Below are 26159 nucleotides of genomic sequence, written 5' to 3' on the forward strand. Positions count from 1 at the left end.
TTCCTCCGTGTCGTTGTTGTCGTTGTTGTCGTTATCAGTCGAAGCCGAACAGCTCCCGCGGATTTTCCACCAGGATGCGGCGGGCGAGCGCCTCGTCGCCCAGCCAGTCGAGAAACAGGTCGAGCATCGCGCCCGCATCGGGTGCCGGCGTCATCCGCACATAGGGCCAGTCCGAGCCCCATAGAAGACGCGCGGGATTTGCGGCCACCAGCGCATCCTGCAGCGGCCGCAGGCTGTCGATCGGCGCGCCGCCGCGCGGCACGCGGCACAGGGTGATCTTCACCCAGACATCGCCATTCCGCAGATGCTCCAGCACCGCGCCGAAGGCCGGGTCCGCCGCGCCATCCGGCATCGCCAGGTGGTCCAGCACCAGCGGCAGACCGAGCGGGATCAGCGCGGGCAGCAATTCGGCATACTGCGACGCGCCGGCCCAGAGATGCGCCTGCCAGCCCCGCTCGCGCAGCCGTGGGGCCAGCGCGCGCAGTGCCTCCGCGCCGATGCTGCCGGGATAGCGGCCGGCACCGTTCGGCGCCTGCATCTCGACGAAGCGCAGCGCCCGCACCCCGGCCTCGTGCCAGGCGGCGAGGGTGGCGTCCGTCACCGTCTCATCCGCGCTCATCACGCCGCGCAGCGTGCCTTCGCTGCGGGCCAGCGCGTCCAGCAGGCAGGCGGCGTCACGGCCATAGGGCGCCGGCTGCACCAGCACGGCGCGCGGCGTGCCGATGGTGGCGCGCATCGCGGCATGGGTCGCAAGGTCCGCGCGCGGCAGCGCATAGGGCGCCGGCCCTGCGGGGAAGCGCGTATCGAAGACATGGGTGTGCGTGTCGCAGGCCCCTGCCGGCACGGCATGCCGCGGGCGGGAGGCTGCGGGCGCGTCCACCGTCACGGGGCGGCTTCCGGCAGGGTGAACAGCCCCTGCTCCGGCGCCGTCAGCGGCGGGGACTCGCCATCCGGCAGCGGCACGCCATGCGCGTTCAGCGTCATGGACACCATGGTGTAGTAGCCGACCAGCGCCGTCAGCTCGACCACGCCCTTCACGCCGAAGGCCTCGACCGCCGCCTGGTAGGTCGCATCCGGCACGCGGCCGTCCTGCTGCAGGGCGCGAGCGAATTCATAGACCAGGCGCTCATCTGCCTTGTCGAAGACCGGCGGGCGGCCTTCGCGCATCGCGTCCAGGATGGCGGGCGCGATGCCGTTCTCCGCCGCGACGCGGGCATGGACGAACCACTCCACCTGCGCGCTCCAGCGGCGGCCGGTGACGCAGATCGCGAGTTCCGACAGCCGCTTCGGCAGGCTGGTGGAAAAGCGCAGGGATTCGCCCAGCGCGGACCAGCGCCCGGCGAGCTCCGCATTGTGGATCGCCGCCCGCAGCGGGCCGATCACCTGGCCGCGCGGGCCGGAGACGACCTTGTCCCAGACCGCGCGCTGCGCCTCGTCCAGATCGTCGCGGGTGGGCAGGGGAATGCGGGGCTTCATGTCACGCCACTTTCGGCCAGGGCCGCACGCGCGGCGTCATCCAATCCCAATTCCGCCAGAACCTCCGCCGTGTGCTGCCCGAGCAGCGGGGGCGGGCGGTTGAATTCAAGCGGGGCATCCTGCAGGCGGATCGGGCTGACCACCTGTTTCACGCTGCCATGCGGATGCGGCAGGTCGCGCAGCATCTGCCGGTGCACCACCTGCGGGTCGGCGAAGACATCTGGCACGGTGTTGATCGGCCCGCAGGGCACGCCGGCGGCATCCAGCAGCGCGGTCAGCTCGGCGCGGGTGAAATCGGCGAAGCGTTCCGTCAGCAGCGGCGTCAGCAGCGCCTCGTTCTTCACGCGGTCGGCGTTGCGGATGAAGCGCGCATCCGTCGCCCATTCCGTCCGCCCGATCGCCTGGCACAGTTTTCCGAACTGCCCGTCATTGCCGACGGCGAGCACCACGAAGCCGTCGGCGACCGGGAACACATCCTGCGGCTGGATATTGGGGTGGCGGTTGCCCGCCCGCTGCGGCACGCGGCCACCCACAAAGTGGTTCATCGCCTGGTTCGCCAGGAAGGCCGCCTGCACGTCCAGCATGGCAAGGTCGATGGTCTCGCCCTGCCCCGTCTCCGCCCGCCGCGCAACGGCGGCCAGGATGGCGACGGTGGCGTACATGCCGGTCATCAGATCGACGATCGGCACGCCAACTTTCTGCGGCGGCGTCTCCGGCGCGCCGGTCACGCTCATCAGCCCGCCCATGGCCTGGATCATGAAGTCGTAGGCCGCCTGGTCGCGGCGCGGGCCGTCCTGGCCGAAGCCGGTGATGGAACAGCAGATCAGGCTCGGCTTCAGCGCGCGCAGGCTGGCGGCATCCAGCCCGTAGCGGGACAGGGCACCGGCCTTGAAATTCTCCACCACGATATCGGCGGTCTGCGCGATCTGTCGCACCACCGCCTGGCCCTCAGGCTTGGTGATGTCGATGGTGACGGAGCGCTTGCCGCGATTGACCGCCAGGAAGTAGCCGGCTTCCTTCGTCGGATTGCCATCGGCGTCCTTCAGGAAGGGCGGGCCCCAGGCGCGGGTATCGTCGCCGGCGCCGGGGCGCTCGATCTTGATGACGTCGGCGCCGAGGTCGGCCAGCACCTGGGTCGCCCAGGGAGCGGCCATGATGCGGCCGAGATCGAGCACGCGCAGATGCGAAAGCGGGCCCATCAGCCTTCCGCCACCGGCGTGGCAAGCATCGAGGGCCGCTGCGCGAAATCCGCGTGGAAGGCGGCGAAGCGCGGGCAGGTGGCGCGCCAGTCGATGTCGGCGAAGCGGAAATCCAGGTAGCTGCCGAGCACGCCGAGGGTGATCTTCGCCAGCCCCATCGGGATGTCGTCGATCTCCGCCTCCACCGCCGCCAGCGCCGCCTTTGCCTTCACCGCGAAGGAGTCCAGCAATTCCGGCAGCGGGTGCGGCTTGTCCCGCTCATTCCGCCACAGGATCAGCAGATCGAGAAAGCCCGTCGCCAGCGCGTGCCGGCGCAATTCGACAAAACGCGCCGGGCCCTCGGCCGGGATCAGCCGCGGGCCGCCATGCAGCGTGTCGAGGTATTCGCAGATGACGAAGCTGTCGTAGAGCACGCTGCCATCTTCCAGGCGCAGCGTCGGGATCTTGCTCAGCGGGTTCTCCGCCATCAGCGCCTGGTGCGGCTTGGTCATCGCCACCGCCGTGCGGGTGGTGACGATGCGATCCGCCAGCCCGGTCTCATGCGCGAAGACCATCACCTTGCGCACGAAGGGCGAGCGCGGCGACCAGTGCAGCAGCATGGACACGGTTGTTTCCCCCGGAAAGCTTAGGTCAGCTCTATGACCTTAAGCCGGTTCGGAGGGCGCCGTCCAGGGGCCTAGGCCCGGGTCGCGTCGTGATGCGGCCGGCCCGCCTGGAAGGCGGCGATGCCATCCGCGATCATCCGCACGATATCCACCCGCGTCTCCCGCGTCAGGGAGGCATAATGCGGCGCCACCACCAGGTTAGGCGCGGCCAGCATGGCCGGGTCCGGCACGGGCTCGGAGGCGAAGACATCCGTGCCGGCGCCGCGGATGGTGCCGTCCTGCAGCGCGGCGACCAGCGCCGGCTCATTCACCACGGACCCGCGGGCGATGTTGATCAGGAAGCCGGCCGGGCCGAGCTTCCGCAGGATTTCTGCGTTCACGATGCCTGCGGTTTCCGCCCCGCCCGGGCAGCACATGACCAGCACGTCGGACTGCTCCGCCAGTTCGGCGAGGGAGGGCACATAGCCCCACGGCGCCTCCGGTTTCGGCCGCGGGCCGGACCAGAGCACCTTCATGCCGATGCCCTGCGCCCGCCTCGCAACCGCCGCGCCGATGCGGCCGAGGCCGAAGATGCCGCAGGTCTTGCCGAACAGCCGCGTGCCGGATTCCGCGCGGCCCTTGGCCCAGGCGCCGGAGCGGACGAAGGCATCCGCATAGACCACGCGCCGGGCGATGCCATAGAGCAGCGCAATGGCGTAATCGGCCGTGTCTTCCGTCAGCACATCCGGCGTGTTCAGCACGGCGCAGCCCTGGGCGCGGGCGGCATCGAGGTCGATGCGATCCAGCCCTGTGCCGGTGCTGGCGAGCATCCGCATCTCCGGCACCCGGGCGAACATCGCCGCGTCGCAGCCGGCCATGGCGCTGGTCACGCCGATGCGGAAGCCGGCCACCGGCCCCGGCGGCAGGCTGGAGAGGTCCACCAGCCGGTTGCCCGTCGCCTCCAGCGCCTGGCGCAGATCGGCGGGGACGGCAGTCATCACCAGAAGGGATTCGGCCTGGGTGGCTTGCATGGGACGTGTCCTGTGGGGGTATGATACCTGAAAGGCCAGGGTAATGACCTTTTTGGGGAAGGAAAGCCTGTCCGCCATGCCGATCACCCAGGACGCCGTGAAGACGCTGTCCGCCCAGTTGTATGACTGGTCGCTGCGCCGTGTGCCCGACGACACCAAGGACGCGCTGCGCCGTGCGCGGGCCACGGAAACGCATGAGGGGGCACAACGTGTGCTGGAGATCATGCTGGGTTCCGCCCTGCGCGCCGAGCAGACGGACCGCTTCGTCTGCTCCGATGCCGGCGTGCCGGTTTTTCGCGTGACCATCGGCGCGCAGGCGCGGTGGGAGGGTGACATCAAGGCCGCCATCACCGAAGGCTTTTCGGAGCTGGTCGGCCGCATCCAGCCGCCCTTGCTGAAGCACGTGACCAACCCCCTGACCAATGAACGCGGCTACCAGGGCAAGGACATGCCGCTGGTGACGTGGGAGGTGGAATCCGGCGCCGACTGGATCGAGATCGCCTGCCAGCCCAAGGCGCTCGGCTCCGGCCGCTGGGCGCAGGCGGAGACCTTCAGCTTCCCCAGCCTCGCGGATATCGAGGCCTATGTGATGCGCGCGGTGATGACCGCGGGGTCCCAGCATTGCCCGCCGGTGATCATCGGGGTCGGCATCGGCGGCAGCTTCGACGTGGCGGCGAAGATCGCCAGCAAGGCCACCTACCGCGCCATCGGCAGCACGAACCCGGAGCCGGTGCTGGCGGCGATGGAGGAACGGCTGCTGCGTGCGGTGAACGCCACCGGCTTCGGCCCGATGGGCACCGGCGGCGACACCACCGCGCTCGCCGTGCATGTCGACTACAGCGCGGGCCATGGCTACACGCCGGTCGCGGTCTGCTTCAACTGCTGGATCAACCGCCGCACCCGCGCGCGCATCCATGCCGATGGCTCCGTGGAGCGCATGGAATGAATCTTCCCGAATATCGCCGCATCCGCATGCCGATGACGCGTGAGGATGCCCGCAGCCTGCGCGCCGGGGACATGATCCTGCTGGATGGCGAGATCACCATCACCGCCGGCCTGCCAACGCATCACCGCATCCTGGCCTGCGCGGATGAGGGGCGCGACCCGCCCATCGATATCCGCAAAGGATCCCTGCTGCATCTCGGCAGCTACAGCCAGGACACGGCCGATGGCGGGCTGGAGGTGCTGTACATGAACCCCACCACCAGCACCCGCTTCAACCCGATCATGCCTCGCCTGATCCGCCACTTCGGCCTGACCGCGGTGGGCGGCAAGGGCGGGCTGGATGCGGCCTGCCGGGAGGCGATGCAGGAAGTGGGCTGCGTCTATCTCTCCTTCCTCGGCGGCGGCGCGCCGCTGCATTCGGGCGCCATCACCGGGGTGAAGGCGGTGGCCTGGAATGACCTGGTCGCGCATTACCGCCTGGTGCGGCTTTCGGTGAACGGCCTCGGCCCCGTCACCGTCGGCATCGACGCGCATGGCAACAGCCTGTTCGAGACGCTCTCCGCCCAGGCGCAGGACCGCATGCCGGAGATTCTGGCGCAGCTCGACCGCGACCGGGCCAGCTAGAAAGCCCTCCCCCCCACTTGGGGGGGAGGGTTGGGTGGGGGGCACCGCCAAGCCCCACCACGAGCCCCTTTCACCCCAGCTCCACCAGCGCATGCGGCAGCCCGCCGCCGGCAAGGGTCTCGGCGCCCGCCTCCGTCACCAGCAGCATATCCTCCACGATGAAGCCGCCGAGCCCGTCAAGGTACCAGGGCAGTTCGAAGGCCATCACCATCCCTGCCTCCAGCACCACGTCGCTGTCGGCGGCGGTATAGGGAAACTCCTCGGACCAGATGGAGGCGCCGAGGCCGTGGCCGAAATGGCCGCGCGCATAGCTCGGGAAGCCCGTCTCATGCATCGCGCCCAGGCAGGCCGCATGGATGTCGCGCAGCGCCACGCCGGGGCGGAACATCGCCAGCCCCACCTCGAAGGCCTGGCGCAGCGCCGCATGCACCTGGCGCGCCGGCGGGCTGGCCGGGCCGCAGGTGAAGGTGCGTGCCAGATCGGCCGAATAGCCGCCGACCACCGCGCCGACATCCACCTTCACCACATCCCCCCGCCCCAGCACCCCCGGGCTGGCCCAGGGGGAGGCGCCGAAGCCGACATATTCCCAGGCGGTGACGCCGCCGGTGCCGCGCACCTTCGCCACCTGCCGCACCAATTCGAGAAAATGCTGCCCGAGCCCGTCCCGCGTCGCACCGGCGCGGATTTCCGGGATCAGCGACAGCAGCGCAGCCTCGGTGATCAGCCCGGCCTCCCGCAACCAGGCGATCTCGGCCGGCGACTTATGGGCGCGCAAACGCTCCACCAGCAGGGAGGCATCCTGCAGCCCGGCCGGCGCGCAGGCCGCTTCCAGCGCCGGCAGGTCGGCCGCCGGCACGGCCGAAAGCTCCACTCCCAGCCGGGCATGGCCGAATCCCTGCGCGGCCAGCACCTGGCGCAGCCCGGCCAGCGCCGCCGCGCGGTCGAAGGTGGCGGGGCGGGTGAAGCCGGGCGGGCGGGCGGCGGTGGCGCGCGCCACCCAGGCGGCCGCGTCGCCCGTCTCGTCCAGGTAGGGCCGCAGATCGGCGGTTTCCGGCCAGATGGGGTGGCGGACCAGCGGCGCGCAGCCGGCAGCCTCCACCGGGCCGGCGAACAGGTCGCTCACCACCGCGCCCACCGGAAGCGCCGGGTCGGCCGGCACCACGGCGATGGCGGCGCCCAGGCGGCGCCAGTTCGCCGCGACGCCGGCCGGCGCACCGGTGGCCCAGCGAAAACTCTCCGGCGCCGCCAGCACCAGCGCATCCAGCCCCGCCGCCTGCATCAGCCGCGCCGCGCGCGCCCGGTCGATCTGTCCTGCCATGGGCCGCATGCGAGGCTGCAGGGCAGGCGTTGTCAACGCCGCGTTCCGCCCCCTATCGTCCGCGCAACCTTGGCGGGAGTGGCAAAGATGCGGAAATGGATGCTGGGCGCGATGACCGCCCTGTTCAGCTTGGCCGGCACGGCGCAGGCCCAGAACGTGGAATGGCGCTTCCACAACAGCTACGCGCCGACGCGGATCGAGAGCCAGCATGTGCGCGACCTCGCGGCGGACCTGCGCACCCGGACGAATGGCCGCTTCACCCTCAATGTCTTCGAGGGCAATGCCATGAACCTGCGGGACGCGGACATGCTGCGGACCATGCAGGGCGCGACGCCGGAGATGAGCTTCATCTGGCCGCCCTTCCTGGGCCGCGACGATGCCGCCATGTCCTCCATCCTGGTCTTCGGCCTGATCCGCAACGCGCAGGAACTCACCCGCGTGATGCCGGCGCTGCAGGAAAGCCTCAGCCAGGGCATCCGCCGCTGGAACATCGAGCCGGTGGGCTATATGCAATTGGGCCTGCTGGACGCCGCGATCTTCTGCCGCAGCCCGGTCCGCACGCTGGAGGAGTTGCGCCGCGTAAAACTGCGCGTCGGATCGCGGGAGCAGGTCGAGACTTTTCGGGCGCTCGGCGTCGCGGCGCAGATCGTGCCGCAGCAGGAGCTTTATGCGGCGATGCAGACCGGCGTGGTGGATTGCGCGCTGTACCCGCCGCGCATCGTCCACACGATCAGCCTGCAGGAGGTGGCGAAGCACGCGACAAGCACCGGCTTCGCCTTCCCGCCCACGCCCTATATCATCCTGGCCAACCAGGCGCGCTTCCGGGCGCTGTCGGCGGACAACCGCGCGGCGCTGCAGGCCTCCGCCGCCGCCATCGAGCAGCGCAGCGCCCGCTTCGAGCAGGATGCGGCGGATGACGAGGCGTCGCGGGAGCGGCTGCGCGGCCAGGGCGTGACCTTCCACCCCACCTTCTCCGAGGCCGAGCAGCAGGCGATCCGCACCGCGGCCATGGGGACCTGGGAGACGCTGATGCGCGAGGCCGGCGGTCAGGGCCCCGCCTGGCGCGCCCGCATCCAGTCGGCGCTGGGCGCGAACTGACTTGCCAGTTGCGCTAAAGGTCGATCGGGTCCTGCTGGGGATATCGCGCGCGCTGCTCGCCCTTTCGGCGGCGGCCTGCGCGGGCATTTTGGGACTTGTCGTGGCGGCGGTGGTGATGCGCTACGCGGTTGCCGCGCCCTTCTGGTTCACCGAGGAGCTGGCGGGTCTGCTGCTCTCGGCTCTGGCCTTCCTGGCGCTGCCCTTCGCCATGGCCGGCAACGCCAATATCCGGGTGACGCTGCTGACGGACCGGCTGCCGCCGCTCGGCCGGCGCATCGCCTGGGTGATCGGCCAGCTCATCATGGTGGCCTTCTGCGCGATCTTCGCCTGGGAGAGCTATGGCCTCGCGGAATTCACCTGGCGGCTGTCGCTGATGAGCGAACAGGCGCGGCTGCCGCTCGGCCCCTGGGTGGCGCTGGCGCCGGCGGGACTGGCCTTTACCGGGCTGGTCGCCGCCTGGGCGGCGCTGCGGCCACCGCCGGCGGAGAAGGCGCAGCATCTGTGATCTGGACCTTCCTTCTCGGCATGGTCACGGCGACCGTGCTGTCGGGCGCCGTGCTGGGCGCGGCGCTGGGGCTGACCGGCTTTGCCATCCTGCATTTCTTTGCGGGGGGGTCCACGCGTATCGGCGTGCAGACCGTCTGGAACACGCTGAACGAGTTCACGCTGACGGCGATTCCGCTGTTCATCCTGCTCGGCGAATTGCTGGTGGCCTCGGGCCTGGCGCGCGGCGTCTATCGCGCCCTGGCGCCGATCTTTGCGAGATTGCCGGGCGGGCTGCTGCATACCAACATCGCGGTCTGCGCGGTGTTCGGCGCCGTCTCGGGCAGTTCGATGTCGGTCGCCGCCGCCGTGGGCTCGGTCGCCTATCCGGAGCTGAAATCGCGCGGCTACGACCCGGCGCAGACGGTGGGCACACTGGCGGCCGGCGGCACGCTGGGGCTGCTGATCCCGCCCTCGCTGTCGCTACTGATCTATGGCGCGCTGACCGATACCTCGATCGGGCGGCTGTTCCTTGCCGGGCTGCTGCCCGGGCTGATGATGGCCGGGCTGTTCATGGCCTGGATCCTGGTGGCCGCCCTGCGCAACCCGGAATTCGCCCCGGCCGAACGCCGCGTGGCGCTGGGCGAGGCGCTGCGCGGGCTGGCGGGCGTGCTGCCGCTGATCGTGCTGATCGTCGCCGTGCTCGGTAGCCTGTTTGCCGGCCTCGCCACGCCGACGGAAGCGGCAGGGGTGGGCGTCGCGGCGTCCCTGCTGCTGGGCTTCACCCTGGGCGAGCTGACCTGGCGCGGCTGCCTTGCCGCCCTGCTCGGCACGGTGCGGACCTTTGCCGTCATCGCCATGGTCTTCATCGGCGCGCTGGTGCTGGCCCAGGCCATCAGCCTTCTCGGCCTGCCGCAGCAATTGCTGGCGACGGTGGCGGAATGGGGCCTGTCGCGCTGGCTGCTGCTGCTGGTCGTCGTCGCGGTCTATCTGCTGCTGGGCATGTTCTTCGACGGGCTGTCGATGATGATCATGACCCTGCCGCTGGTCTTCCCCCTGCTGACCGGCGTGGGGTTCGATGCGGTGTGGCTCGGCGTGGTGGTCACGCTGATGATCGAGGTCGGCATGCTGACCCCGCCCGTCGGGATGAACCTGTTCGTCCTGGTGGGCATCACCGGCGGCGAGGTGAAGCTGGGCGAGGCGGCGCTGGCCGCCCTGCCCTACTGGATCGCGCTGCTGGCCGGCGTGGCGCTGCTCTGCCTGTTTCCCGGCATCGCCACCTGGCTGCCCTCCGTCGCCTTCGGCTGACCCTCACGCATTCCGCTGCGCGAGGCGCAGCCCCGCCACATGGCCCCAGGCCATGTAGGGGCCGATGGTGGTGCCGGTGCCAACCCCGCGGGTGCCGAGCGGATTGGCGCTCGACGCCCCCGCGGCGAAGAGCCCGGCGATCACGCTGCCATCCGGCCGCAGCACCTCCGCCTGGTCATTGGTGCGCGGCCCGCCCTTGGTGCCGAGGATGGCGCGGTTGAAGGGCATCGCCAGGAAGGGTGCCTTCTCCAGCGCCTCCAGCCCGCCGCGCCGCCGCTTGTCGCCGCTGGCCGCGGCATCGGCGGCGGAGGGGCGGCCGAAATCGGCATCCTTCTGCGCCGCGCAGGCAGCGTTGTAGCGCGCAACCGTCGCCTCCAGCGCGGCGGGGTCCAGGCCGATCTTCCGCGCCAGCTCCGCCACGCTCGCTGCTCGGTGCAGCCAGCCCGCATCATCCTTCGCCGCCCAGCGCGCCGGCGGCAGCCGGTCCAGCAGCCGCGCATCGGCGATCACCCAGCAGGGCAGGTGCACCGGCTGGCCCGCTTCGTCGCGCGCATCCATCGCCTCGCCGATGTTGAAGACCAGTTCGTTGACGAAGCGCACGGCGTGGCGGTTCACCAGGATGGCGTTGGGTTCGGTATGGAAGGGCACGGGGCGGGCCATCAGATGCCCCTCATGCCGCACGGGCACGGAGGGCGTCAGCGTCGCCTGGTCCATATGCGCCAGCGCCGCGCCGGCCGCCTGCGCCATGCGGTGGCCATCCCCCTCATTGCCCGGCGGGCTGCCGAGATAATCCACCGGACCCGGGAAATGCCGGGCGCGCAGCGCCGCATCCCATTCGAAGCCGCCGGTCGCGATCACCACGCCGCGCCGCGCCTGCATGGTCCGGCGGCGGCCGCGCCGTTCCACCACCACGCCGGTCACCGCCCCCGTCTCATCCTGCAGAAGCTGAACCGCCCGCGCCGAATGCTCGATCCGCACGCCGGCATCCAGGCAGCCGCGAACCAGCCCGGTGACCAGCGCCGTGCCCTTGCCGCGGCTATTCGCCAGCAGCCGCCAGGCCAGCCGCGGCCAGAGCTTCAGCGCCGTGCGATAGGGGTGGTGATACAGGTCCGTCTCCACCGCCTCGTGATAAGTGAAGATTTCCGGGATGGTCGACCGCCGGATACGAAACGCGAAGCGCCCCGCCCGCCAGCGACTGAGCGGCAGGGGGGACAGCATGCGCCCGCGCGGCTTGGCGCCCGGCAGGGTTCGCAACGGATCGCCCTCCGGCGTCAGCCGAAAACGCAGCGGCGAATGCGCCTCGACGAAGCGCAGCATGGCCGGCGCGGCCGTCACCAGCCGCTGCCACAGCCCATCCTCCGTCGCCGCCCAGCCCTCCGGCGCCGCGGCGCGGATATAGTCCAGCGCCTCCTCCGGGCTGTCCGTGATGCCGGCTGCCGCCGCATGGTGGTTCGCGGGAATCCAGGTGCCGGCACCGGACATGGCGCTGGTGCCGCCGAGCCGGTCCATCTTCTCCAGCACCAGCACGCGCAGCCCCGCCACCGCCGCGGTCAGCGCCGCCGTCAGACCCGCGGCGCCGCTGCCCAGCACCACCGCATCATAGGCCTCGTCCACGCCGCTATTGCGCCTGGATGCCGCGCGCCCGCACCACCGCGCCCCAGCGCTGGTATTCCTGCGGGAACATCGCCGCGAAGGCTGCGCGATCCCGCGTGCCGGGAATGGCGCCGAAGCCGGTGATGCGTTCGCGCAGCGCGGCACTCGCCACCGCATCGCGCAGCAGCGGCACCAGCCGGTCCACCCCCGCCTCCGGCACCGAGCGCGGCGCGAAAAGCGCCTGCCATCCATCCGCCTCGATCCCCGGGAAACCCTGCTCGGCCAGGCTCGGCACATCCGGCAGCACCGCCAGCCGCGCCGCGCCGGCAATGGCCAGGGCGCGCAGCCGCCCGGCCTGGATCTGCGGCAGCACGGTGGACAGGGTCAGGAAGCCCATCGGCACCGCGCCATTCAGCAGGTCCGGCATCAGCACGCCCTCGCCGCGATAGACCACCGGCTCGATCCGCACGCCCGCCGCCTCGCCGAACATCTCGGCGGTGAGGTGGGAGATGGTGCCATGGCCGCTATTCGCCGCCGCCATGCCGCCCTTCCGCGCCTCCGCCACCACATCCGCCACGCTGCGCAAGGCGGAGGCCACGGGCACCACCAGCACGAAGGGGGTGGAGGCCACCAGCCCGAGCGGCACGAAATCCCGCACCACGTCATAGGCCAGCGGCTGCGGCTGCAGATGCGGCACGATGGTCATGCTGACGCTGCCAAACAGCAGCGTATGCCCGTCATTCGCCTGGGCCGCCGCCTGGGTGCCCAGGATGCCGCCCGCGCCGGCGCGGTTCTCCACCACCACGGGCTGGCCGAGCTGCGGGGCAAAAATCTCGGCCAGCATGCGGGCCAGCGCATCGGCCGGGCCGCCGGCTGCGAAGGGCACGATGATGCGGACCGGCCGCGTCGGCCAGCCCTGCGTCTGCGCCCGGGCACCGCTTGCCAGCAGCGCGCCGCCCGCTGCCAGCGCCAGCCGGCGCGTGATGAGCTTCTTGTCCGTCATGTCCTGTCCCCCCGAAAACGCCTCACGGCAGATGCGCGCCGCCCTGGCGCAGCGCGTCCTGCAGGCTGGCCACATCGATCTGCGCCGGCGCCGCATTGCCGGGCGCCGCCATGGCGGCGGCGATCCCCGCCGCCTGGCCGATCGCCATGACGATCGGCATCACCCGGATCGCCGCATGCGCCTTGTGGCTGGCCGAGATGCCGCGCCCGGCCACCAGCACATTGTCGAAGCCGCGCGGCAGCAGCGCGCGCAGCGGAATCGCATAGGCGTGGTCGGCGCCGAACCCTTCGAAATGCAGGCCGGCGCCCTTGGCCGGATGAATGTCCATGGGATAGGCGCCCCAGGCGATGCGGTCGGCGAAGGGCTCGCCGTCGCGCAGCTCCGCCTCCTCCAGCACATGCAGGCCGTGGATGCGGCGGCTTTCGCGCACGCCCACCTGCGGCGCGAAGGCCTGGATGCGGCCCGCGCCGCAACCCGGCACCAGGTCGCGCAAGAAGCCGGCGGCGGCCAGCGACTGGCGCCGCCCCTCCACCTCCGCCGCCGAGAGCGCCAGCGGGTCCGTCGCATCGAAGGCGAGGCGGCCGATATTGAACCAGGCATCGGCCGTGCCCTCGATGCGGCTGGCATGCAGCGCGGCGCGCGCCAGCCTGCCCTCCGCCACGCCCTGCTGCGCCAGCGCGGCCAGGGTTTCGGGCGGGATGGCGTCGAAGGCCGGCAGATCGATCGGGCCGAAGCGGAACATGGCGGTTGCCGGCTGCATCACCTGCCCCGGCTGCAGCGGCAGGAACTCCGCTCCGGCCCGCGCCAGCAGGTCGAGGTCGCCGCTGGCATCGATGACCAGGCGCGGCGTCACCCGGCACACACCCGCCTTGGTCAGCAGATCGACCGAGGCGATGGCGCGGCCCTGGCGTTCCGCGCCGAGGATGGCGGTGTGGAACAGCAGCCGCACGCCCGCTTCCGCCGCCATGGCGTCCAGCACCGGCTTCAGCAGTTCCGGGTCGTAGCAGACGCGGTCCATGCGGTGGCCGGTGGACATGGTGAAGTGGGTATGGCCGTCGCTGGCGCCGAGTGCCTGCAGCCGCGCCACCACCTCCTCCGCCAGCCCGGCCACCACGCGGCGGCCGGCGGCGGTTTCCCAGCCGACGAACTGGCCGACGGCCGCGGCAGTGGCGGCGCCGCCCAGGAAGCCGAAGCGCTCCACCAGCAGCACATCCGCGCCGGCGCGCGCCGCGGCGATCGCCGCCATGGTGCCAGACATGCCGCCGCCGGCGACCAGGATATCCGCTGCAAGATCCATGGCGGTTCTTTACGCCGCCCGCCGCGCGGCGTCAGGGGTGGGGCGCGCCGCTAAATCCGCCGCGCCGCATGGACGGCGGCAGCGGAGCCGCTTCCCACCAGCCAGGCCCAGGCGCGCAGCAAGGCGCCAGGTGGTCCATCGGCGGCCTCCCGCGCCTCGTCCCGATGCTCCACCTCCTCCTCCTGGCACTGCGCCAGCAGGGCGCGGATCTCGGGCAGGATGCGCTCCGCATCCAGCCGGTCGATCTGCGCCTGGTAGTGGTGGTCCACGAAGGTCTCCACCGCATCGATGGTGGCATAGATGGCGCGGTTGCCGGCCAGCGCCGGCAGCGCCCCGGTCAGCCAGCCCGCCACGCGCCATATCGGCAGCAGCCGGCTGTGCCGGTTTCGCGGCAGCAACCCTTCGAGCAGGTCCAGATGCCCCTGTTCGGTGGCGCCATGCCGTTGCGCGAAATCGCGGATCGCCGGGTCGCGGGCAAAGGCCAGGATGCCGCGATAGATCATCACGGCGCCGGTTTCCCCGGCATGGTCGGAACGCAATTCGCCGACCAGCCAGTCAGGCAGGTCGGCGGTGGATGGGGCGGGACGCGGATGGGTCATGATGGACCGGAAATGGTCCGCATCGCCGCAGCGGCAAGCGCCCGGCCTGGCGCGGCTCCCCTCGCCCAACCCTCCCCCCGTCGGGGGGAGAGGGCTTTCCGGGTGCTAGACCCGCATCGGCATCAGCACATACAGCGCTTCCGGCTTCGCGCTGTCCGTCACGATGGTGGGCGCGGAGCCGTCGGAGAAGCGGAACTCCACCGTCTCGGCGATCTGGTCGGTGATGTCGTTCAGGTAGCGCGCCTGGAAGCCGATCTCGAGCGGGCCGCTCTCATAGCTCACCACATCGCCGTCCAGTTCCTCCTGCGCCTGGCCAAGCTCGGCGCTGGCGGCGGAGAGCAGCAGGTGGTTGCGGTCGATCGAGAGCTTCACGGGCCGCGACCGTTCGCTGCTGATGCCCGCCACGCGGCCCACGGCCGCCGCGAAGTCGTTCTTCTTGACCTTCAGCACCTTGTCGTTGCCGCGCGGGATCACCCGTTCGTATTCCGGGAAGGTGCCGTCGATCAGCTTCGAGGTCAGCTGCACCGCGCCCAGCGTGAAGCGGATCTTGGTGTCGGACAGCGCGACGGCGATCTCATCCGTCACTTCCTCGGCCAGCTTGCGCAGCTCGTTCACCGTCTTGCGCGGCACGATCACGCCCGGCATGCCATCCGCGCCATCCGGCAGCGGTTCCTCGACGCGGGCCAGGCGGTGGCCATCCGTCGCCACGGCGCGCAGCACCTTGGTGCCGCCGGCCTCCGTCGCATGGATGTAGATGCCGTTGAGGTAGTAGCGCGTTTCCTCGGTGGAAATCGCGAAGCGGGTGCTGTCGATCAGCCCGCGCAGCATGGCCGCGCCGATGCCGAAGCGATGCGGCAGCTTGCCCTCGGTCATGGAGGGGAAATCCTCCACCGGCAGGACCGACAGCTTGGCGTCGAAGCGACCGGCGCGCAGCGTCATCTGCGCATCGCCGCCCGGATGGTCCAGTTCCAGCTTGGCGCTGTCCGGCAGCTTGCGGACCAGTTCGAAAAGGGTGGCCGCCGGGGCCGTGGTGCGGCCGGCGCGCGTCACGGTCACGCCGGGCACGTCCTCGACCACCGCGATCTCCATATCCGTCGCGGTCAGCCGCAGCCCGCCCTCGCGCGCTTCCAGCAGCACATTGGCCAGGATCGGGATGGTATTGCGCCGCTCCACCACGCTCTGCACATGCGCGAGCGCCTTGAGCAGCACCGCCCGGTCCACCGTGAATTTCATGACCTGGATTCCCGAAATCTGGCGGCGACAGGCCGACCCCTACCCGCACCGCGCGGGCGGGTAGTCTAACAGGCTGGAATCAGGCTTTGAAGGGCCGGACTTCCGTCCATTTCAGGCCCTGAAGGACGGCGCCCGGGCCAGCAGGCAGAGAATCTGGAACATCGCCTGGGCGCCGATCTGCGCGGTGGCGGTGCCGGCATCGTATTGCGGCGCCACCTCCACCACATCGCCGCCCACCACATCCAGCCCGGCCAGGCCGCGCAACAATTGCAGCACCTGCAGGGGAGACAGCCCGCCCACCTCCGGCGTGCCGGTGCCCGGCGCGAAGCCCGGATCCACCGCATCGACGTCGAAGGAGACATAGACCGGCCCGGTCGCCACTTTCCGGACCACCTCCAGCACCGCCGGGACGCCAATCTGGGAGAATTCATGCATCTGGATCAGCGTCATGCCGCTGGCCGTGGAGAATTCCCACAGGTAGCCGGCGCCGCCGCGGATGCCGATCTGGATGGTGCGGTCCGGGTCCAGCACGCCCTCCAGCACCGCCTGCCGGAATGGGCCGCCATGGTGGAAGCGCGTGCCCTCATAGGCGCCGCCGGTATCGGCATGGGCATCGATATGCACCATCCCCAATGGCCGGCCGGCGCCGAGCGCCTTCAGGATCGGCAGGCTGATCGAATGGTCGCCGCCGGCCGCCACGGTGCGGATGCCGGCATCCCGCAGCGCCTTGAAATGCAGCTCGATATCCGCGTGGCAGGAATCCAGCGAGAAGCGGGACGCCATCGGCACGTCGCCGAGATCCGCAACGCGCGCCTCCGTCAGCGGCGCCATGTGCAGGGCGGGCTCATAGGGCCCGATGCGCTCCACCGCGCGGATCGCGCGCGGGCCGAGCCGGGCGCCGGCGCGATTGGTGACGCCGAGATCCATCGGCACGCCGACCAGGCCGATCTCGGGCGGGTTGGTGAAGGGGTCCGCCTGGAACGGGGCACCGCAGAAGGTGGCGAGCCCGGCGAAGGGCCAGGTGCGGCGGTCGCCCTGGAACTGGCTTTCGATGATGCGGCGGAACAGCGGGTCCTCGGCCTCCGACCCGCCGGTGCCCTCGAACCGCGCCCGCAGCGCCGCCAGCCGTTCCGCATCCATGCCGCCACCTCCCTGAACGCAAAGCGCCCGGTCAGGGGGGTGACCGGGCGCCACGCTGTTTACTTCCGATCGGAATGGTCGGGCGAGCCGGCAGGGGAACCGGGCATCGTCCGCCGGCGATAGTCGGCCGGCTTCGCCATGATAGCGCGCCGGGGGCCGGGCATGCAAAACATGTCGTGTGCGCGGCTACTCCGCCGCGCGCTGGCTGGTTTCAGGCCGCTGCCTGGCGGGGTGACTTCAGGCCGCTGCCCGGCCGGGTGACTTCAGGCCGCTGCCTGGCGGGGTGCCTTCAGGCCGCTGCGCGGCCGGGTGACTTCAGGCCGCTGCCCGGCGGGGTGACTTCAGGCCGCTGCCCGGCGGGTGGCTTCAGGCCGCTGCCCGGCGGCCCAGGCGGCGGCGGCGGCGCCGAAGGCTTCGAAGATCACGCGGGACCGGGCATCCTGTTCCCAGTCATATTCCGGGTGCCACTGCACGCCGAGGACGAAGCCCGGCGCATCGGCCACGCGCACCGCCTCGACGGTTCCATCCGGCGCCCAGGCCTCGGCCACCAGGCGCGGGGCCAGGCGGCAGACGCCCTGATTGTGAAGGGAATTCACCGGCACCGCCTCCGGCCGGATGCGCAGCCCAGCCTCCGCCCAGATGCGGGCAAGCTGGCCGTCCGGTGCTACGCGCACCGCATGCGCCTTGCCGGTGCGCACGCCCGGCAGCTTCTGGTCGGATGGCGTGGAATGGTCCATCCGCCCCGGGAGGTCCTGGATACGCTGGTCCAGCGATCCGCCGAGCGCCACGTTCAGCTCCTGGAAGCCGCGGCAGATCGCCAGCACGGGCAGGCCGGCGGCGATCGCCGCGCGGATCAGCGGCAGGGTGGTGGAATCCCGCTGCGGATCCTCCGGCGTGCCCTCCGCATGGGCAGGGCCGTCATAATGGTCCGGATGCACGTTGGACCGGCTGCCGGTCAGCATCAGCCCATCCAGCCGCGGCAGGATATCCGGCACCAGCGCTTCCCCGGCGGCCGGCAGCAGCACCGGCACGGCGCCGATCGGGCCGAGCGAGACCCGGACGTAACTGTCCGAGGCGGCGTGGTTCGGCGTACCGAACAGGCCAAAGGCTTTTACACAACAGGAAATACCGACCATCGCGCGCATGGTGCAAACTTCACGCCGCATCGTGGCAGGTTCAAGTCAATCTTTGGCCGAATGGGTGCGCGTGCCACGCATGGCAGACCGGACCTGCCGCTTTCGGCGGCGCCCTTCGCCCGATTTCGCGGCGAAATGCGCGCCGCTGCGGGCCAGGGGCGCGCTGGCGGTGTTGCGCCCGCCACGCCAGGCCGCATGATGCGCGCAGCAGGACGGAGGCGTGGCATGGTCGGGCGTCGCGAGGTTTTGGCAGGGATCGGGCTGGCGGGAATCGCCGGCATGCCGGGCGCGCGCGCCCAAGGCAGCACCCAGGGCAGCATGCCGGCTGGCTGGCCGGAGCGGCCGCTGCGCTGGATCGTCGGCTATCCGCCCGGTGGCGCCTCCGACGCCTTCGCCCGGCTGATCGCGGCGCAGATGACCCCGCGGCTCGGCCAGAACGTGCTGGTGGAGAACCGCCCCGGCGGTGGCGCCGTCCTGGCCAGCGAAATGGTCGCCCGCAGCCCGGCGGATGGCTACACCTGGATGCATGTCGACAACGGCATCCTGGTCTATAATCCGGCGCTGTATGGGCGGCTGCCCTACAATCCGGATCGGGATTTCACCGGCGTCGGCTTCATCGGGCGCTTCCCGCTGTTCATCGTGGTGCGGCCGGATGACCCGGTGCGGGATTTCGCGGGGCTGGTCGAAGCCTCGAAGGCACGCGCGCCGACCTATGGCACGCCGGCCGTCGCATCGCCGCACCACCTGGCGATGGAACTGGTGAAGCGCCGCACCGGGCTGGCCGGGGAACATGTGCCCTATCGCGGCGGCCCGGCGGCGATGCAGGACCTGCTGGCCGGCAATGTCGATGTGGTGGTGATCGACACCGCCACCGGCACCCCCTTCATCAAGGATGGCCGCGTCCGCGCGCTATGCGTGATGAGCGAGACGCGCAGCGCCCTGTTCCCGGATGTGCCGACCCTGCGGGAACTCGGCCATGCCGAGGCGGTGGCCTATGGCTGGCAGGGCATGAGCGTGCCCAGCGGCACGCCCGGCCCCATCGTCGCCCGGCTGGCGCAGGAGATGGTGCGCGCCATGACCTCCGCCGACATCGCGAAGCGGCTCGCCGACCTCGGCATCGAGTACCAGCCCTGGACCCCGGCGCAGTTCTCCGAATTCGTGCAGCGGGAGAATGCCGTCTGGCGGCCGCTGATCCGGGAGCTGGGGATCCGGCTGGACGGGTAGCTAGCCGAGCGGCCGGCGGGACAGCAGCAGATCCGCATGGGTCAGCCCCGCCAGGCTGCCCTCGGCCAGCGGCTTCAGCCCGCCGGCGGTGATCTCCTGCACATGCACCAGGCCGAGGCCGCGCAGCCAGGCCTCGAAGGCGGCCACATCCTCCCGCGCGCCCATCATGTGGGTGTCCCATTCGGTGACCATCATCAGGTCCGGCGACCGGCGGATCAGCGCCTCCGCCCCGCGCAGCGCCTGCGGCTCGCTGCCCTCGCAATCCAGCCGCATCAGATCAGCCGCCGGCAACGCCGCCAGCGCATCGTCGATGCGCACGCCGCGCGCCTCGAAACGCTCCGGATAGCCCGCCACCGTCTCCGCCAACGCCACATGGCCGCTGCCGATATGCGCGGGATGCACGGCGAAGGCGACGCGCCCCGGCTCGGCCAGCGCGGCCGCCGCATGCACCGTGACGCGGCCGTCGAAGCCGTTCACCGTGACGCTGTCCTTCAGCAGAGCGAGCACGCGAGGATTGGCCTCGAAGGCATGCACATGGCCCTCCGCGCCCACCGCCTGCGCCATGGCGAGGGTGTGGTAGCCCATGCTGGCCCCCACCTCGACCACCTGCGCGCCGGGCTTCAGCAGCCGGCGCAGCAGGCGTTCGACATGACGCTCCCATTCACCGGACAGCGCGATATGCGGCGTCATGCCGACATCCCGCACATCCAGGAAGATCTTCAGCCCCGAATGGGTCAGCGCCACCGCCCGGTTGCCGAGGAAGCAGTAGGTGTTGCGGGATGCCGGGTCAGGCCGGGCCGGGCCGGAGCGGGAGGAGAAAATGCGTCGGAACACGCTTCGGCCACCTTCGGAATGGGGATCGCGGCGCCCAGCATAGCCGGCGGGGCGCATCCCGCCAAAATCCCGCGCACGGCCTCAACCAGCGGTTAATAGTGCCGGCGTAGCGTGAGGCCCCGGCCCATATGCCGCGACGCCAGGAGGGCGAACCCGAACCAGGGAGCCCTTCCCCATGTCCGCAACCCACAGCTTCGGCCCCTTTGGCTTCCGCGCACCGACCCCGATCCGCGATTTCCTGCGCGGGCTGCGCCGCTGGCTGACCTACCGGCCGGAGCGCCGCTACCTCGGGGGACGCGGCAGGGGCCCCGGCTAGCTCTACGGCACCAGATGCCGCACCGGCAGGCCCACCGCCTCGGCCACCAGGGTGCGGTGGCACTGTGAAGGGTCGGCCTCCAGGCACAGCAGGCAGACCGGCTCCGCCCGCGCCTGGGCAGACAGTGCGGCCAGCGCGGCCTGGCCCTCCAGCCCTGCCAGCTTCGCGCCGAAGATGCGCCGCATCTCCGCCGGCCTTCCGGCGCGGGCCGCGGCGCGACCCTCCGCCGGGGTGCCAAGCGCCGGGACATGGAGATAGCCGATCCCGGCCTCCGCCAGCGCGGCGGACAGCGCCCGCTTGGCGAAGCCGGGCTTGCGGCTGTTCGCCAGCGCGCGGACATCGACCAGCGTGGCGATGCCCTGCGCCTGCAAGGCGGCGATCAGCCGCGCCGGCGTCGCCTCCTCATACCCGATGGTGCAGACGCGCTCGGCCATCGCTACTTCGCCATCGCTACTTCGGCAGGGCAGCGTGGGCGGCGAGGCAGGCGATGTCCAGGATCTGGTTCACGCCCGCTTCCATGCCGACGATCTGCACCGGCGCGGACAGGCCCATCAGCAGCGGGCCGATGGTCTGCGCCGAGGTCAGCCTTGGGGCCGCCTTGGTCAGGATATGCGCCGCATGCAGGCCCGGCATCACCAGCACATTGGCCGGACCCGTCAGGCGGCAGAAGGGATACAGGCTGGCGCGCAGCCCGGGGTCCAGCGCCACGTCGGCCGCCATCTCGCCATCGTATTCGAAATCCACCTCCCGCTGGTCGAGCAGCTTCACCGCATCCCGCACATTGCCCGGGATGCTGCCCTTCGGATCGCCGAAGGTGGAGAAGGACAGGAAGGCGACGCGCGGCTCATGCCCCAGGCGACGCGCCGCCGCCGCGGCCTTGGTGGCGATCTCGGCCAGCGTCGCCGCATCCGGCCGCTCATGGATGGCGGTATCGGCCACCAGCACGGTGCCGGACCGCCGCGCCAGCATCAGCGTCAGCCCGAACAGCACCGTGCCCGGCGCCGGGTCGATCGCCGTCAGCACGCCTTCCAGCGTCGCGGCGTAGCTGCGCGTGGCGCCGGTGACCATCGCATCCGCATCGCCGGCCGCGACCATGCAGGCGGCAAACACGTTGCGGTCCAGGTTCACCAGGCGCTGGCAGTCGCGCTGCAGGAACCCCTCACGCTGCTTCTTGGCGTAGAGCCACTCGGCATAGGCGGTGTTGCGGTGGGAGACCCGCGCATTGTGGATCTCGATCCCCTCCGGCATCGCGATGCCGAGGCCGGCCACCACGGCATTCACCCGGTCCTCGCGCCCGACCAGCACCGGCGTGCCGTAGCCGGCGTTGCGGAAGGCGATGGCGGCGCGGATCACCCGTTCCTCCTCGCCCTCGGCGAAGACCACGCGGCGCGGATTGGCCTGCACCCGCTCGGCGATCGCCTCCATCGCATGCGCGGTGGAATCCAGCCGGCCGGCGAGATCCCGCGCATAGCGGTGCAGGTCGATGATCGGCTTGCGCGCCACGCCGGATTCCATCGCCGCCTTGGCGACGGCGGGCGGAATGCGGCTGATCAGGCGCGGGTCGAAGGCGTTGGGGATGATGTACTCCGGGCCAAAGCGCAGCGACTTGCCAGCCCCGGCGCCCGCCACTTCCTCCGGCACGTGTTCGCGCGCCAGCAACGCCAGCGCATTGGCCGCCGCGACCTTCATCTGGTCGTTGATCGTGCTGGCCCGCACATCGAGCGCGCCCCGGAAGATGAAGGGGAAGCCAAGCACGTTGTTGACCTGGTTCGGATAGTCGCTGCGGCCGGTGGCGATGATGCAATCCGGCCGCACCGCGCGCGCCTCATCCGGCGTGATCTCGGGGTCCGGGTTGGCCATCGCGAAGATGATCGGATGGGCGGCCATGGACCGCACCATCTCCGGCGTCACGGCGCCCTTCACGGACAGGCCCATGAAGCAGTCGGCGCCCTCCATCGCCTGGGCCAGCGTGCGGCAGGCCGTGTCGGCGGCATGCGCCGACTTCCACTGGTTCATGCCCTCGGTGCGACCGCGATAGATCACGCCCTTGGTGTCGGCCAGGATCACGTGCTGCGGGTGGATGCCCATGGCCTTCACCAGCTCGGCGCAGGCCACCGCCGCGGCGCCGGCGCCGTTGATCACCAGTTTCACGGACTTCAGGTCGCGGCCGGTCAGGTGGCAGGCGTTGATGAGGCCGGCGGCGGCGACGATGGCGGTGCCGTGCTGGTCATCGTGGAACACCGGAATGTCCATCAGCTCGCGTAGCCGCTGCTCGATGACGAAGCATTCGGGCGCCTTGATGTCCTCCAGGTTGATCCCGCCGAAGGACGGGCCGAGATAGCGGACGCAGTTGACGAAGGCGTCGACATCCTCGGTATCGAGGCACAGGTCGATGCCATCGACATCGGCGAAGCGCTTGAACAGCGCGACCTTGCCCTCCATCACCGGCTTGCTGGCCAGCGCGCCGAGATTGCCCAGCCCCAGCACCGCCGTACCGTTGCTGATGACGGCGACGAAATTGCCCTTGCTGGTGTAGTCATAGGCCAGCGCCGGGTTCTTGTGGATGTGCAGGCAGGGCGCCGCCACGCCGGGGCTGTAGGCGAGCGACAGGTCGCGCGCCGTGGTCAGCGGCTTGGTCAGCCGGATCTCCAGCTTGCCCGGCCGGCCCTCGGCATGCATCGCCAGCGCTTCCTGCTCCGTGATGCGGGCGGTGCGGGTATCGGCCAGCGCCTCGCCCGGTTCCTTGCGCGCGTCATCCATGGTTTCGTGTCTTCCCCAACTCACTTCCCCTCTTCATCGCAGCCTCCGGCGAGCCTGGGAAGACAGCCGCTTCGCAGCTGCGTTGTGCAGCTTTGGCGGGTTAAGCAGGAGGCCCTTCGCAGGCGCGGCGTGGCGGTCTATCGAAGGCAGGTGAGCGATCCGCCCCACATCCCCGCCGCCGAAGGCGAGAGCGTCCCGCGCGCCGAAAGCGCGACCTATCCGCGCGCCGAAGGCGCCAACTATCCGCGCGCCGAAGGCGCGACCCCCGCCCTCGCCCAATGGTTCGTCGCCAAGGCCGCGCATCCGGATGCGCTGGTCTTCTTCCGCATGGGCGATTTCTTCGAGATGTTCTTCGGCGATGCGGAAACCGCCGCCGCCGCGCTCGACATCGCGCTGTCCTTCCGTGGCGAGCATCGCGGCCAGCCGGTGCCGATGTGCGGCGTGCCGGTGCATGCCTGGGAAGCCTACCTCGCCCGGCTGATCCGGCAGGGCCACCGGGTCGCCATCTGCGACCAGATGGAAACGCCGGAACAGGCGAAGAAGCGCAAGGCGCCGACCATCCGGCGCGAGGTGGTGCGCGTCGTCACCCCCGCCACGGTGACGGAAGATGGCCTGCTGGACGCCGCCCGCCCCGCCTGGCTGCTGGCGCTGGCCGAGGCGGAAGGTGGCTTCGCCGCCGCCTGGGTCGATGTCTCGACCGGCGGCTTCGAGACCATGGCCCTGCCGCGCGGCGACCTCGGCGCGCTGCTGGCGCGGATCGAGCCGGTGGAGGCCTGCGCGCCGCGGGACCTGGCCGAGCTGCCCGACCTCGCCCAGCGCCTGCCCGGCCGCATCGCCGAACGCGCCCCGCCGCGCGACCCCGCCCGCCTGCTGCGGGAGGCCTTCGGCGTCGCGACGCTGGACGGTTTCGGCCGTTTCACCGAGGCCGAGCTCGCCGCCGCCGCCCTGGCGCTGTCCTATGTCCGGGAAACCCAGGCCGGCGCCCTGCCGCGGCTGGACCCGCCCCGCCCGCAGGCGGGTGCCGCCGGCACGCTGGCGCTGGACGCGGCGACGCGCCGCAGCCTGGAGATCCTCCGCGACCAGCGCGGCGGCACGGAAGCCACCCTGTTCGCCGCGGTGGACCGCACGCTGACCGCAGCAGGGGCGCGCGAACTGGCCGCGCGGCTGGCCGCTCCGCTGGCGGAGGTAGCCGCCGTCTCCGACCGGCATGATGCCGTGTCCTTCCTGCTGGGCGCGGAGGCCACGCGGATGGCGCTGCGCGGCACGCTGAAGGGCGCGCCGGACATGGCCCGCGCGCTCGGCCGCCTGGCGCTGGACCGCTTCTTCCCACGCGACCTGGCGGCACTCGCCGGCGGCTTTGCCCGCGCCGAGGCGGCCGCCGATGCGCTGGCCAACGCGCCCATTCCGCCGCCGCCGCTGATCGGCGCTTCCCGGGCCGCCTTGCGCCTGGACCCGGCGCTGTCCGCCGAATTCGGCCGCGCGCTGAACTCGGAAAAAATGCCGGCGCGGCTGGAGGATGGCGGGGTGATCGCCGCCGGCTACGATGGCGAATTGGACGCGCTGCGCCGCCTGCGGGACGGAGCGCGGGAGGCGGTGGCGGCGCTGCAGATGGACCTGGCGCAGGCCTGGGGCGTCGCCAGCCTGAAGATCCGCCACCACCAGCAATTCGGCTTCCTCGCCGAACTACCGGCCGCCGCCGGCCAAAAACTGGTGCAGTCCCCGCCGGTGGCCGCCGGCCAGCCGCTCTCGCCCATCCTGCGCCAGACCATGGCCAACGCCATGCGCTTCACCTGCACGGCGCTGGCCGAGCTGGACCGCAAGGTGGCGGAGGCCGGGGAACGCGCGACGGCACGGGAACGCGCCTGCATCGCCCACCTCAAGCGCCTGGCGCTGGACCAGGGCACCGCCATCGCGGCGGCCGCCCGCGCTTTGGCGGAGCTCGACCTGCACGCTGCCAGCGCGCAGCTCGCCACCGAAGGCGGCTGGTGCCGGCCGGAGCTGACGGAGCGCGCGGAATTCTGCATCACCGCAGGCCGCCATCCGGTGGTGGAGGCGGTGCAGAAGCGGGCCCGGGGCCCGGCTTTTGTACCGAATGATTGCGATCTGTCGCCCGGACGCCGGCTCTGCCTGCTGACCGGGCCCAACATGGCCGGCAAATCCACCTGGCTGCGGCAGAATGCGCTGATGGTGGTGCTCGCCCAGGCGGGACTTTTCGTGCCGGCCACCGCGGCCCGGATGGGGCTGGTGGACCGGCTGTTCTCCCGCGTCGGCGGCGGCGACGACATCGCCGGCGGGCGGTCGACCTTCATGGTGGAGATGGCGGAAACCGCCGCCATCCTGAACCAGGCCACCGCCCGGTCGCTGGTCGTGCTGGACGAGGTCGGCCGCGGCACCGCGACCTGGGACGGCCTGGCGATTGCCTGGGCGGTGCTGGAGGCGCTGCACGACCGCATCCGCTGCCGCGCCATTTTTGCGAGTCATTTCCACGAATTGACCGCACTGGCCGGGCGCCTGCCGGAAGTGCAGCTTGCCCGGATGCAGGTGCGGGAATGGCGCGGGGAGGTGGTGTTCCAGCACCTGGTCGGCCCCGGCGCCAGCGAAAGGTCCTGGGGCGTGCATGTCGCGCGCCTGGCCGGCGTTCCGCGCCCGGTGCTGAAGCGCGCGGCGGAGGTGCTGGCCGCGCTGGAAACCCGCGCCCGCGCCGGTGGCCACGATGCGCTGGCGGAGGAATTGCCGCTATTTGCCCAGGCAGCACCAACCGCCCAGGCGGCACCGGCCAGTCCGCTGCACGCATTGCTGGCGGAATTGGACCCCGATACGCTCTCCCCGCGTGAAGCGCAGGATGCGCTCTACCGATTGAAATCGCTCGCGGATCAGAAAACCGATCCGGGTGCGGAAGTTACTGCACCGCAACACGAGAAGACTGTTGCTGCGACGGGTGACACGGTAGTGTGACAA

The 26159-nt window shown here is 71.1% G+C and carries 24 protein-coding genes; 8 read left to right on the forward strand and 16 right to left on the reverse strand.

Annotated elements, in window-relative coordinates; all coding sequences use genetic code 11:
* Window positions 1-34: 34 nt before the first annotated feature.
* The 5 genes from HB662_RS11975 to HB662_RS11995 form a co-directional block, all read right to left on the reverse strand.
* On the reverse strand, window positions 35-886 hold the full coding sequence (locus HB662_RS11975; protein WP_168049935.1) for an amidohydrolase family protein: 852 nt from the start codon (window positions 884-886) through the stop codon (window positions 35-37).
* Window positions 883-1476, reverse strand: coding sequence for a carboxymuconolactone decarboxylase family protein (locus HB662_RS11980; protein ID WP_168049936.1), 594 nt, complete (start codon window positions 1474-1476; stop codon window positions 883-885). Before HB662_RS11980 ends, HB662_RS11975 begins: the two co-directional genes overlap by 4 nt.
* Window positions 1473-2675: a CaiB/BaiF CoA transferase family protein gene (locus HB662_RS11985; RefSeq protein ID WP_456305471.1), complete on the reverse strand. Its 1203-nt coding sequence runs from the start codon at window positions 2673-2675 to the stop codon at window positions 1473-1475. The genes HB662_RS11980 and HB662_RS11985 overlap by 4 nt, the downstream gene beginning before the upstream one ends.
* Window positions 2675-3274, reverse strand: coding sequence for a glutathione S-transferase family protein (locus HB662_RS11990; protein WP_168050098.1), 600 nt, complete (start codon window positions 3272-3274; stop codon window positions 2675-2677). The genes HB662_RS11985 and HB662_RS11990 overlap by 1 nt, the downstream gene beginning before the upstream one ends.
* A gap of 77 nt (window positions 3275-3351) precedes the next feature.
* On the reverse strand, window positions 3352-4290 hold the full coding sequence (locus HB662_RS11995; RefSeq protein ID WP_168049937.1) for a 2-hydroxyacid dehydrogenase: 939 nt from the start codon (window positions 4288-4290) through the stop codon (window positions 3352-3354).
* 76 nt (window positions 4291-4366) lie between these two features.
* On the opposite strand from HB662_RS11995, the gene HB662_RS12000 reads away from it, so the two are divergent.
* On the forward strand, window positions 4367-5236 hold the full coding sequence (locus HB662_RS12000) for a fumarate hydratase (RefSeq protein ID WP_171970241.1): 870 nt from the start codon (window positions 4367-4369) through the stop codon (window positions 5234-5236).
* Window positions 5233-5859 (forward strand): fumarate hydratase C-terminal domain-containing protein, encoded by a 627-nt coding sequence (locus HB662_RS12005; protein WP_168049938.1) that lies wholly within the window; start codon window positions 5233-5235, stop codon window positions 5857-5859. The genes HB662_RS12000 and HB662_RS12005 overlap by 4 nt, the downstream gene beginning before the upstream one ends.
* Window positions 5860-5929: 70 nt before the next feature.
* Here HB662_RS12005 and HB662_RS12010 read toward each other — a convergent pair whose 3' ends face one another.
* Window positions 5930-7177 carry a M24 family metallopeptidase gene (locus HB662_RS12010; RefSeq protein ID WP_168049939.1) on the reverse strand — a complete coding sequence of 416 codons (1248 nt, stop codon included), beginning with the start codon at window positions 7175-7177 and terminating at the stop codon, window positions 5930-5932.
* 87 nt (window positions 7178-7264) lie between these two features.
* Between HB662_RS12010 and HB662_RS12015 the strand changes: the two genes are divergently transcribed.
* From HB662_RS12015 to HB662_RS12025, 3 genes are read left to right on the forward strand one after another with little or no spacing between them, the layout of a single operon-like run.
* On the forward strand, window positions 7265-8275 hold the full coding sequence (locus HB662_RS12015) for a TRAP transporter substrate-binding protein (protein WP_168049940.1): 1011 nt from the start codon (window positions 7265-7267) through the stop codon (window positions 8273-8275).
* A gap of 1 nt (window position 8276) precedes the next feature.
* A complete protein-coding gene (locus tag HB662_RS12020; RefSeq protein ID WP_168049941.1) occupies window positions 8277-8780 on the forward strand; it encodes a TRAP transporter small permease in 504 nt (167 codons plus the stop codon).
* The gene (locus tag HB662_RS12025; RefSeq protein WP_209443242.1) at window positions 8777-10066 is read left to right on the forward strand and encodes a TRAP transporter large permease; all 1290 of its coding nucleotides are present in this window, start codon (window positions 8777-8779) and stop codon (window positions 10064-10066) included. Before HB662_RS12020 ends, HB662_RS12025 begins: the two co-directional genes overlap by 4 nt.
* Before the next feature lie 3 nt (window positions 10067-10069).
* Here HB662_RS12025 and HB662_RS12030 read toward each other — a convergent pair whose 3' ends face one another.
* From HB662_RS12030 to HB662_RS12060, 7 genes are all read right to left on the reverse strand, one after another.
* Complete coding sequence (locus tag HB662_RS12030) at window positions 10070-11680, reverse strand: FAD-dependent oxidoreductase (protein ID WP_168049942.1); 1611 nt, start codon at window positions 11678-11680, stop codon at window positions 10070-10072.
* Window positions 11681-11684: 4 nt separating this feature from the next.
* Window positions 11685-12662 (reverse strand): Bug family tripartite tricarboxylate transporter substrate binding protein, encoded by a 978-nt coding sequence (locus tag HB662_RS12035; RefSeq protein ID WP_168049943.1) that lies wholly within the window; start codon window positions 12660-12662, stop codon window positions 11685-11687.
* 22 nt (window positions 12663-12684) lie between these two features.
* Complete coding sequence (locus tag HB662_RS12040) at window positions 12685-13959, reverse strand: FAD-dependent oxidoreductase (RefSeq protein WP_168049944.1); 1275 nt, start codon at window positions 13957-13959, stop codon at window positions 12685-12687.
* A gap of 50 nt (window positions 13960-14009) precedes the next feature.
* Entirely contained in the window at window positions 14010-14558 is a 549-nt protein-coding gene (locus tag HB662_RS12045) for a demethoxyubiquinone hydroxylase family protein (protein ID WP_168049945.1), read from the reverse strand.
* A 105-nt stretch (window positions 14559-14663) separates the two neighbouring features.
* Window positions 14664-15791: a DNA polymerase III subunit beta gene (gene dnaN / locus HB662_RS12050; protein WP_168049946.1), complete on the reverse strand. Its 1128-nt coding sequence runs from the start codon at window positions 15789-15791 to the stop codon at window positions 14664-14666.
* Between the two features lie 111 nt (window positions 15792-15902).
* Complete coding sequence (speB, locus tag HB662_RS12055) at window positions 15903-16931, reverse strand: agmatinase (RefSeq protein ID WP_168049947.1); 1029 nt, start codon at window positions 16929-16931, stop codon at window positions 15903-15905.
* Window positions 16932-17272: 341 nt separating this feature from the next.
* Window positions 17273-18076, reverse strand: a complete 804-nt coding sequence (locus HB662_RS12060; protein ID WP_168049948.1) for a gamma-glutamyl-gamma-aminobutyrate hydrolase family protein — start codon at window positions 18074-18076, stop codon at window positions 17273-17275.
* Window positions 18077-18292: 216 nt separating this feature from the next.
* Between HB662_RS12060 and HB662_RS12065 the strand changes: the two genes are divergently transcribed.
* On the forward strand, window positions 18293-19291 hold the full coding sequence (locus HB662_RS12065; protein ID WP_168049949.1) for a Bug family tripartite tricarboxylate transporter substrate binding protein: 999 nt from the start codon (window positions 18293-18295) through the stop codon (window positions 19289-19291).
* On the opposite strand, the gene HB662_RS12070 is transcribed toward HB662_RS12065, so the two are convergent.
* Window positions 19292-20125, reverse strand: coding sequence for an FkbM family methyltransferase (locus HB662_RS12070; protein ID WP_168049950.1), 834 nt, complete (start codon window positions 20123-20125; stop codon window positions 19292-19294). It abuts the gene before it with no gap.
* A 175-nt stretch (window positions 20126-20300) separates the two neighbouring features.
* On the opposite strand from HB662_RS12070, the gene HB662_RS12075 reads away from it, so the two are divergent.
* Window positions 20301-20441, forward strand: coding sequence for a hypothetical protein (locus HB662_RS12075; RefSeq protein WP_168049951.1), 141 nt, complete (start codon window positions 20301-20303; stop codon window positions 20439-20441).
* A gap of 2 nt (window positions 20442-20443) precedes the next feature.
* Here the strand turns inward: HB662_RS12075 and HB662_RS12080 are convergent, their stop codons facing one another.
* Together HB662_RS12080 and HB662_RS12085 are read right to left on the reverse strand one after the other, a co-directional pair.
* Complete coding sequence (locus HB662_RS12080) at window positions 20444-20875, reverse strand: DUF488 domain-containing protein (protein ID WP_168049952.1); 432 nt, start codon at window positions 20873-20875, stop codon at window positions 20444-20446.
* Window positions 20876-20891: 16 nt separating this feature from the next.
* The gene (locus HB662_RS12085) at window positions 20892-23201 is read right to left on the reverse strand and encodes an NADP-dependent malic enzyme (protein ID WP_171970242.1); all 2310 of its coding nucleotides are present in this window, start codon (window positions 23199-23201) and stop codon (window positions 20892-20894) included.
* A gap of 150 nt (window positions 23202-23351) precedes the next feature.
* Between HB662_RS12085 and mutS the strand changes: the two genes are divergently transcribed.
* Entirely contained in the window at window positions 23352-26156 is a 2805-nt protein-coding gene (mutS, locus tag HB662_RS12090; RefSeq protein ID WP_342449493.1) for a DNA mismatch repair protein MutS, read from the forward strand.
* Window positions 26157-26159 lie beyond the last annotated feature (3 nt).

Source organism: Falsiroseomonas frigidaquae (genome assembly GCF_012163145.1).
Lineage (GTDB): Bacteria > Pseudomonadota > Alphaproteobacteria > Acetobacterales > Acetobacteraceae > Falsiroseomonas > Falsiroseomonas frigidaquae.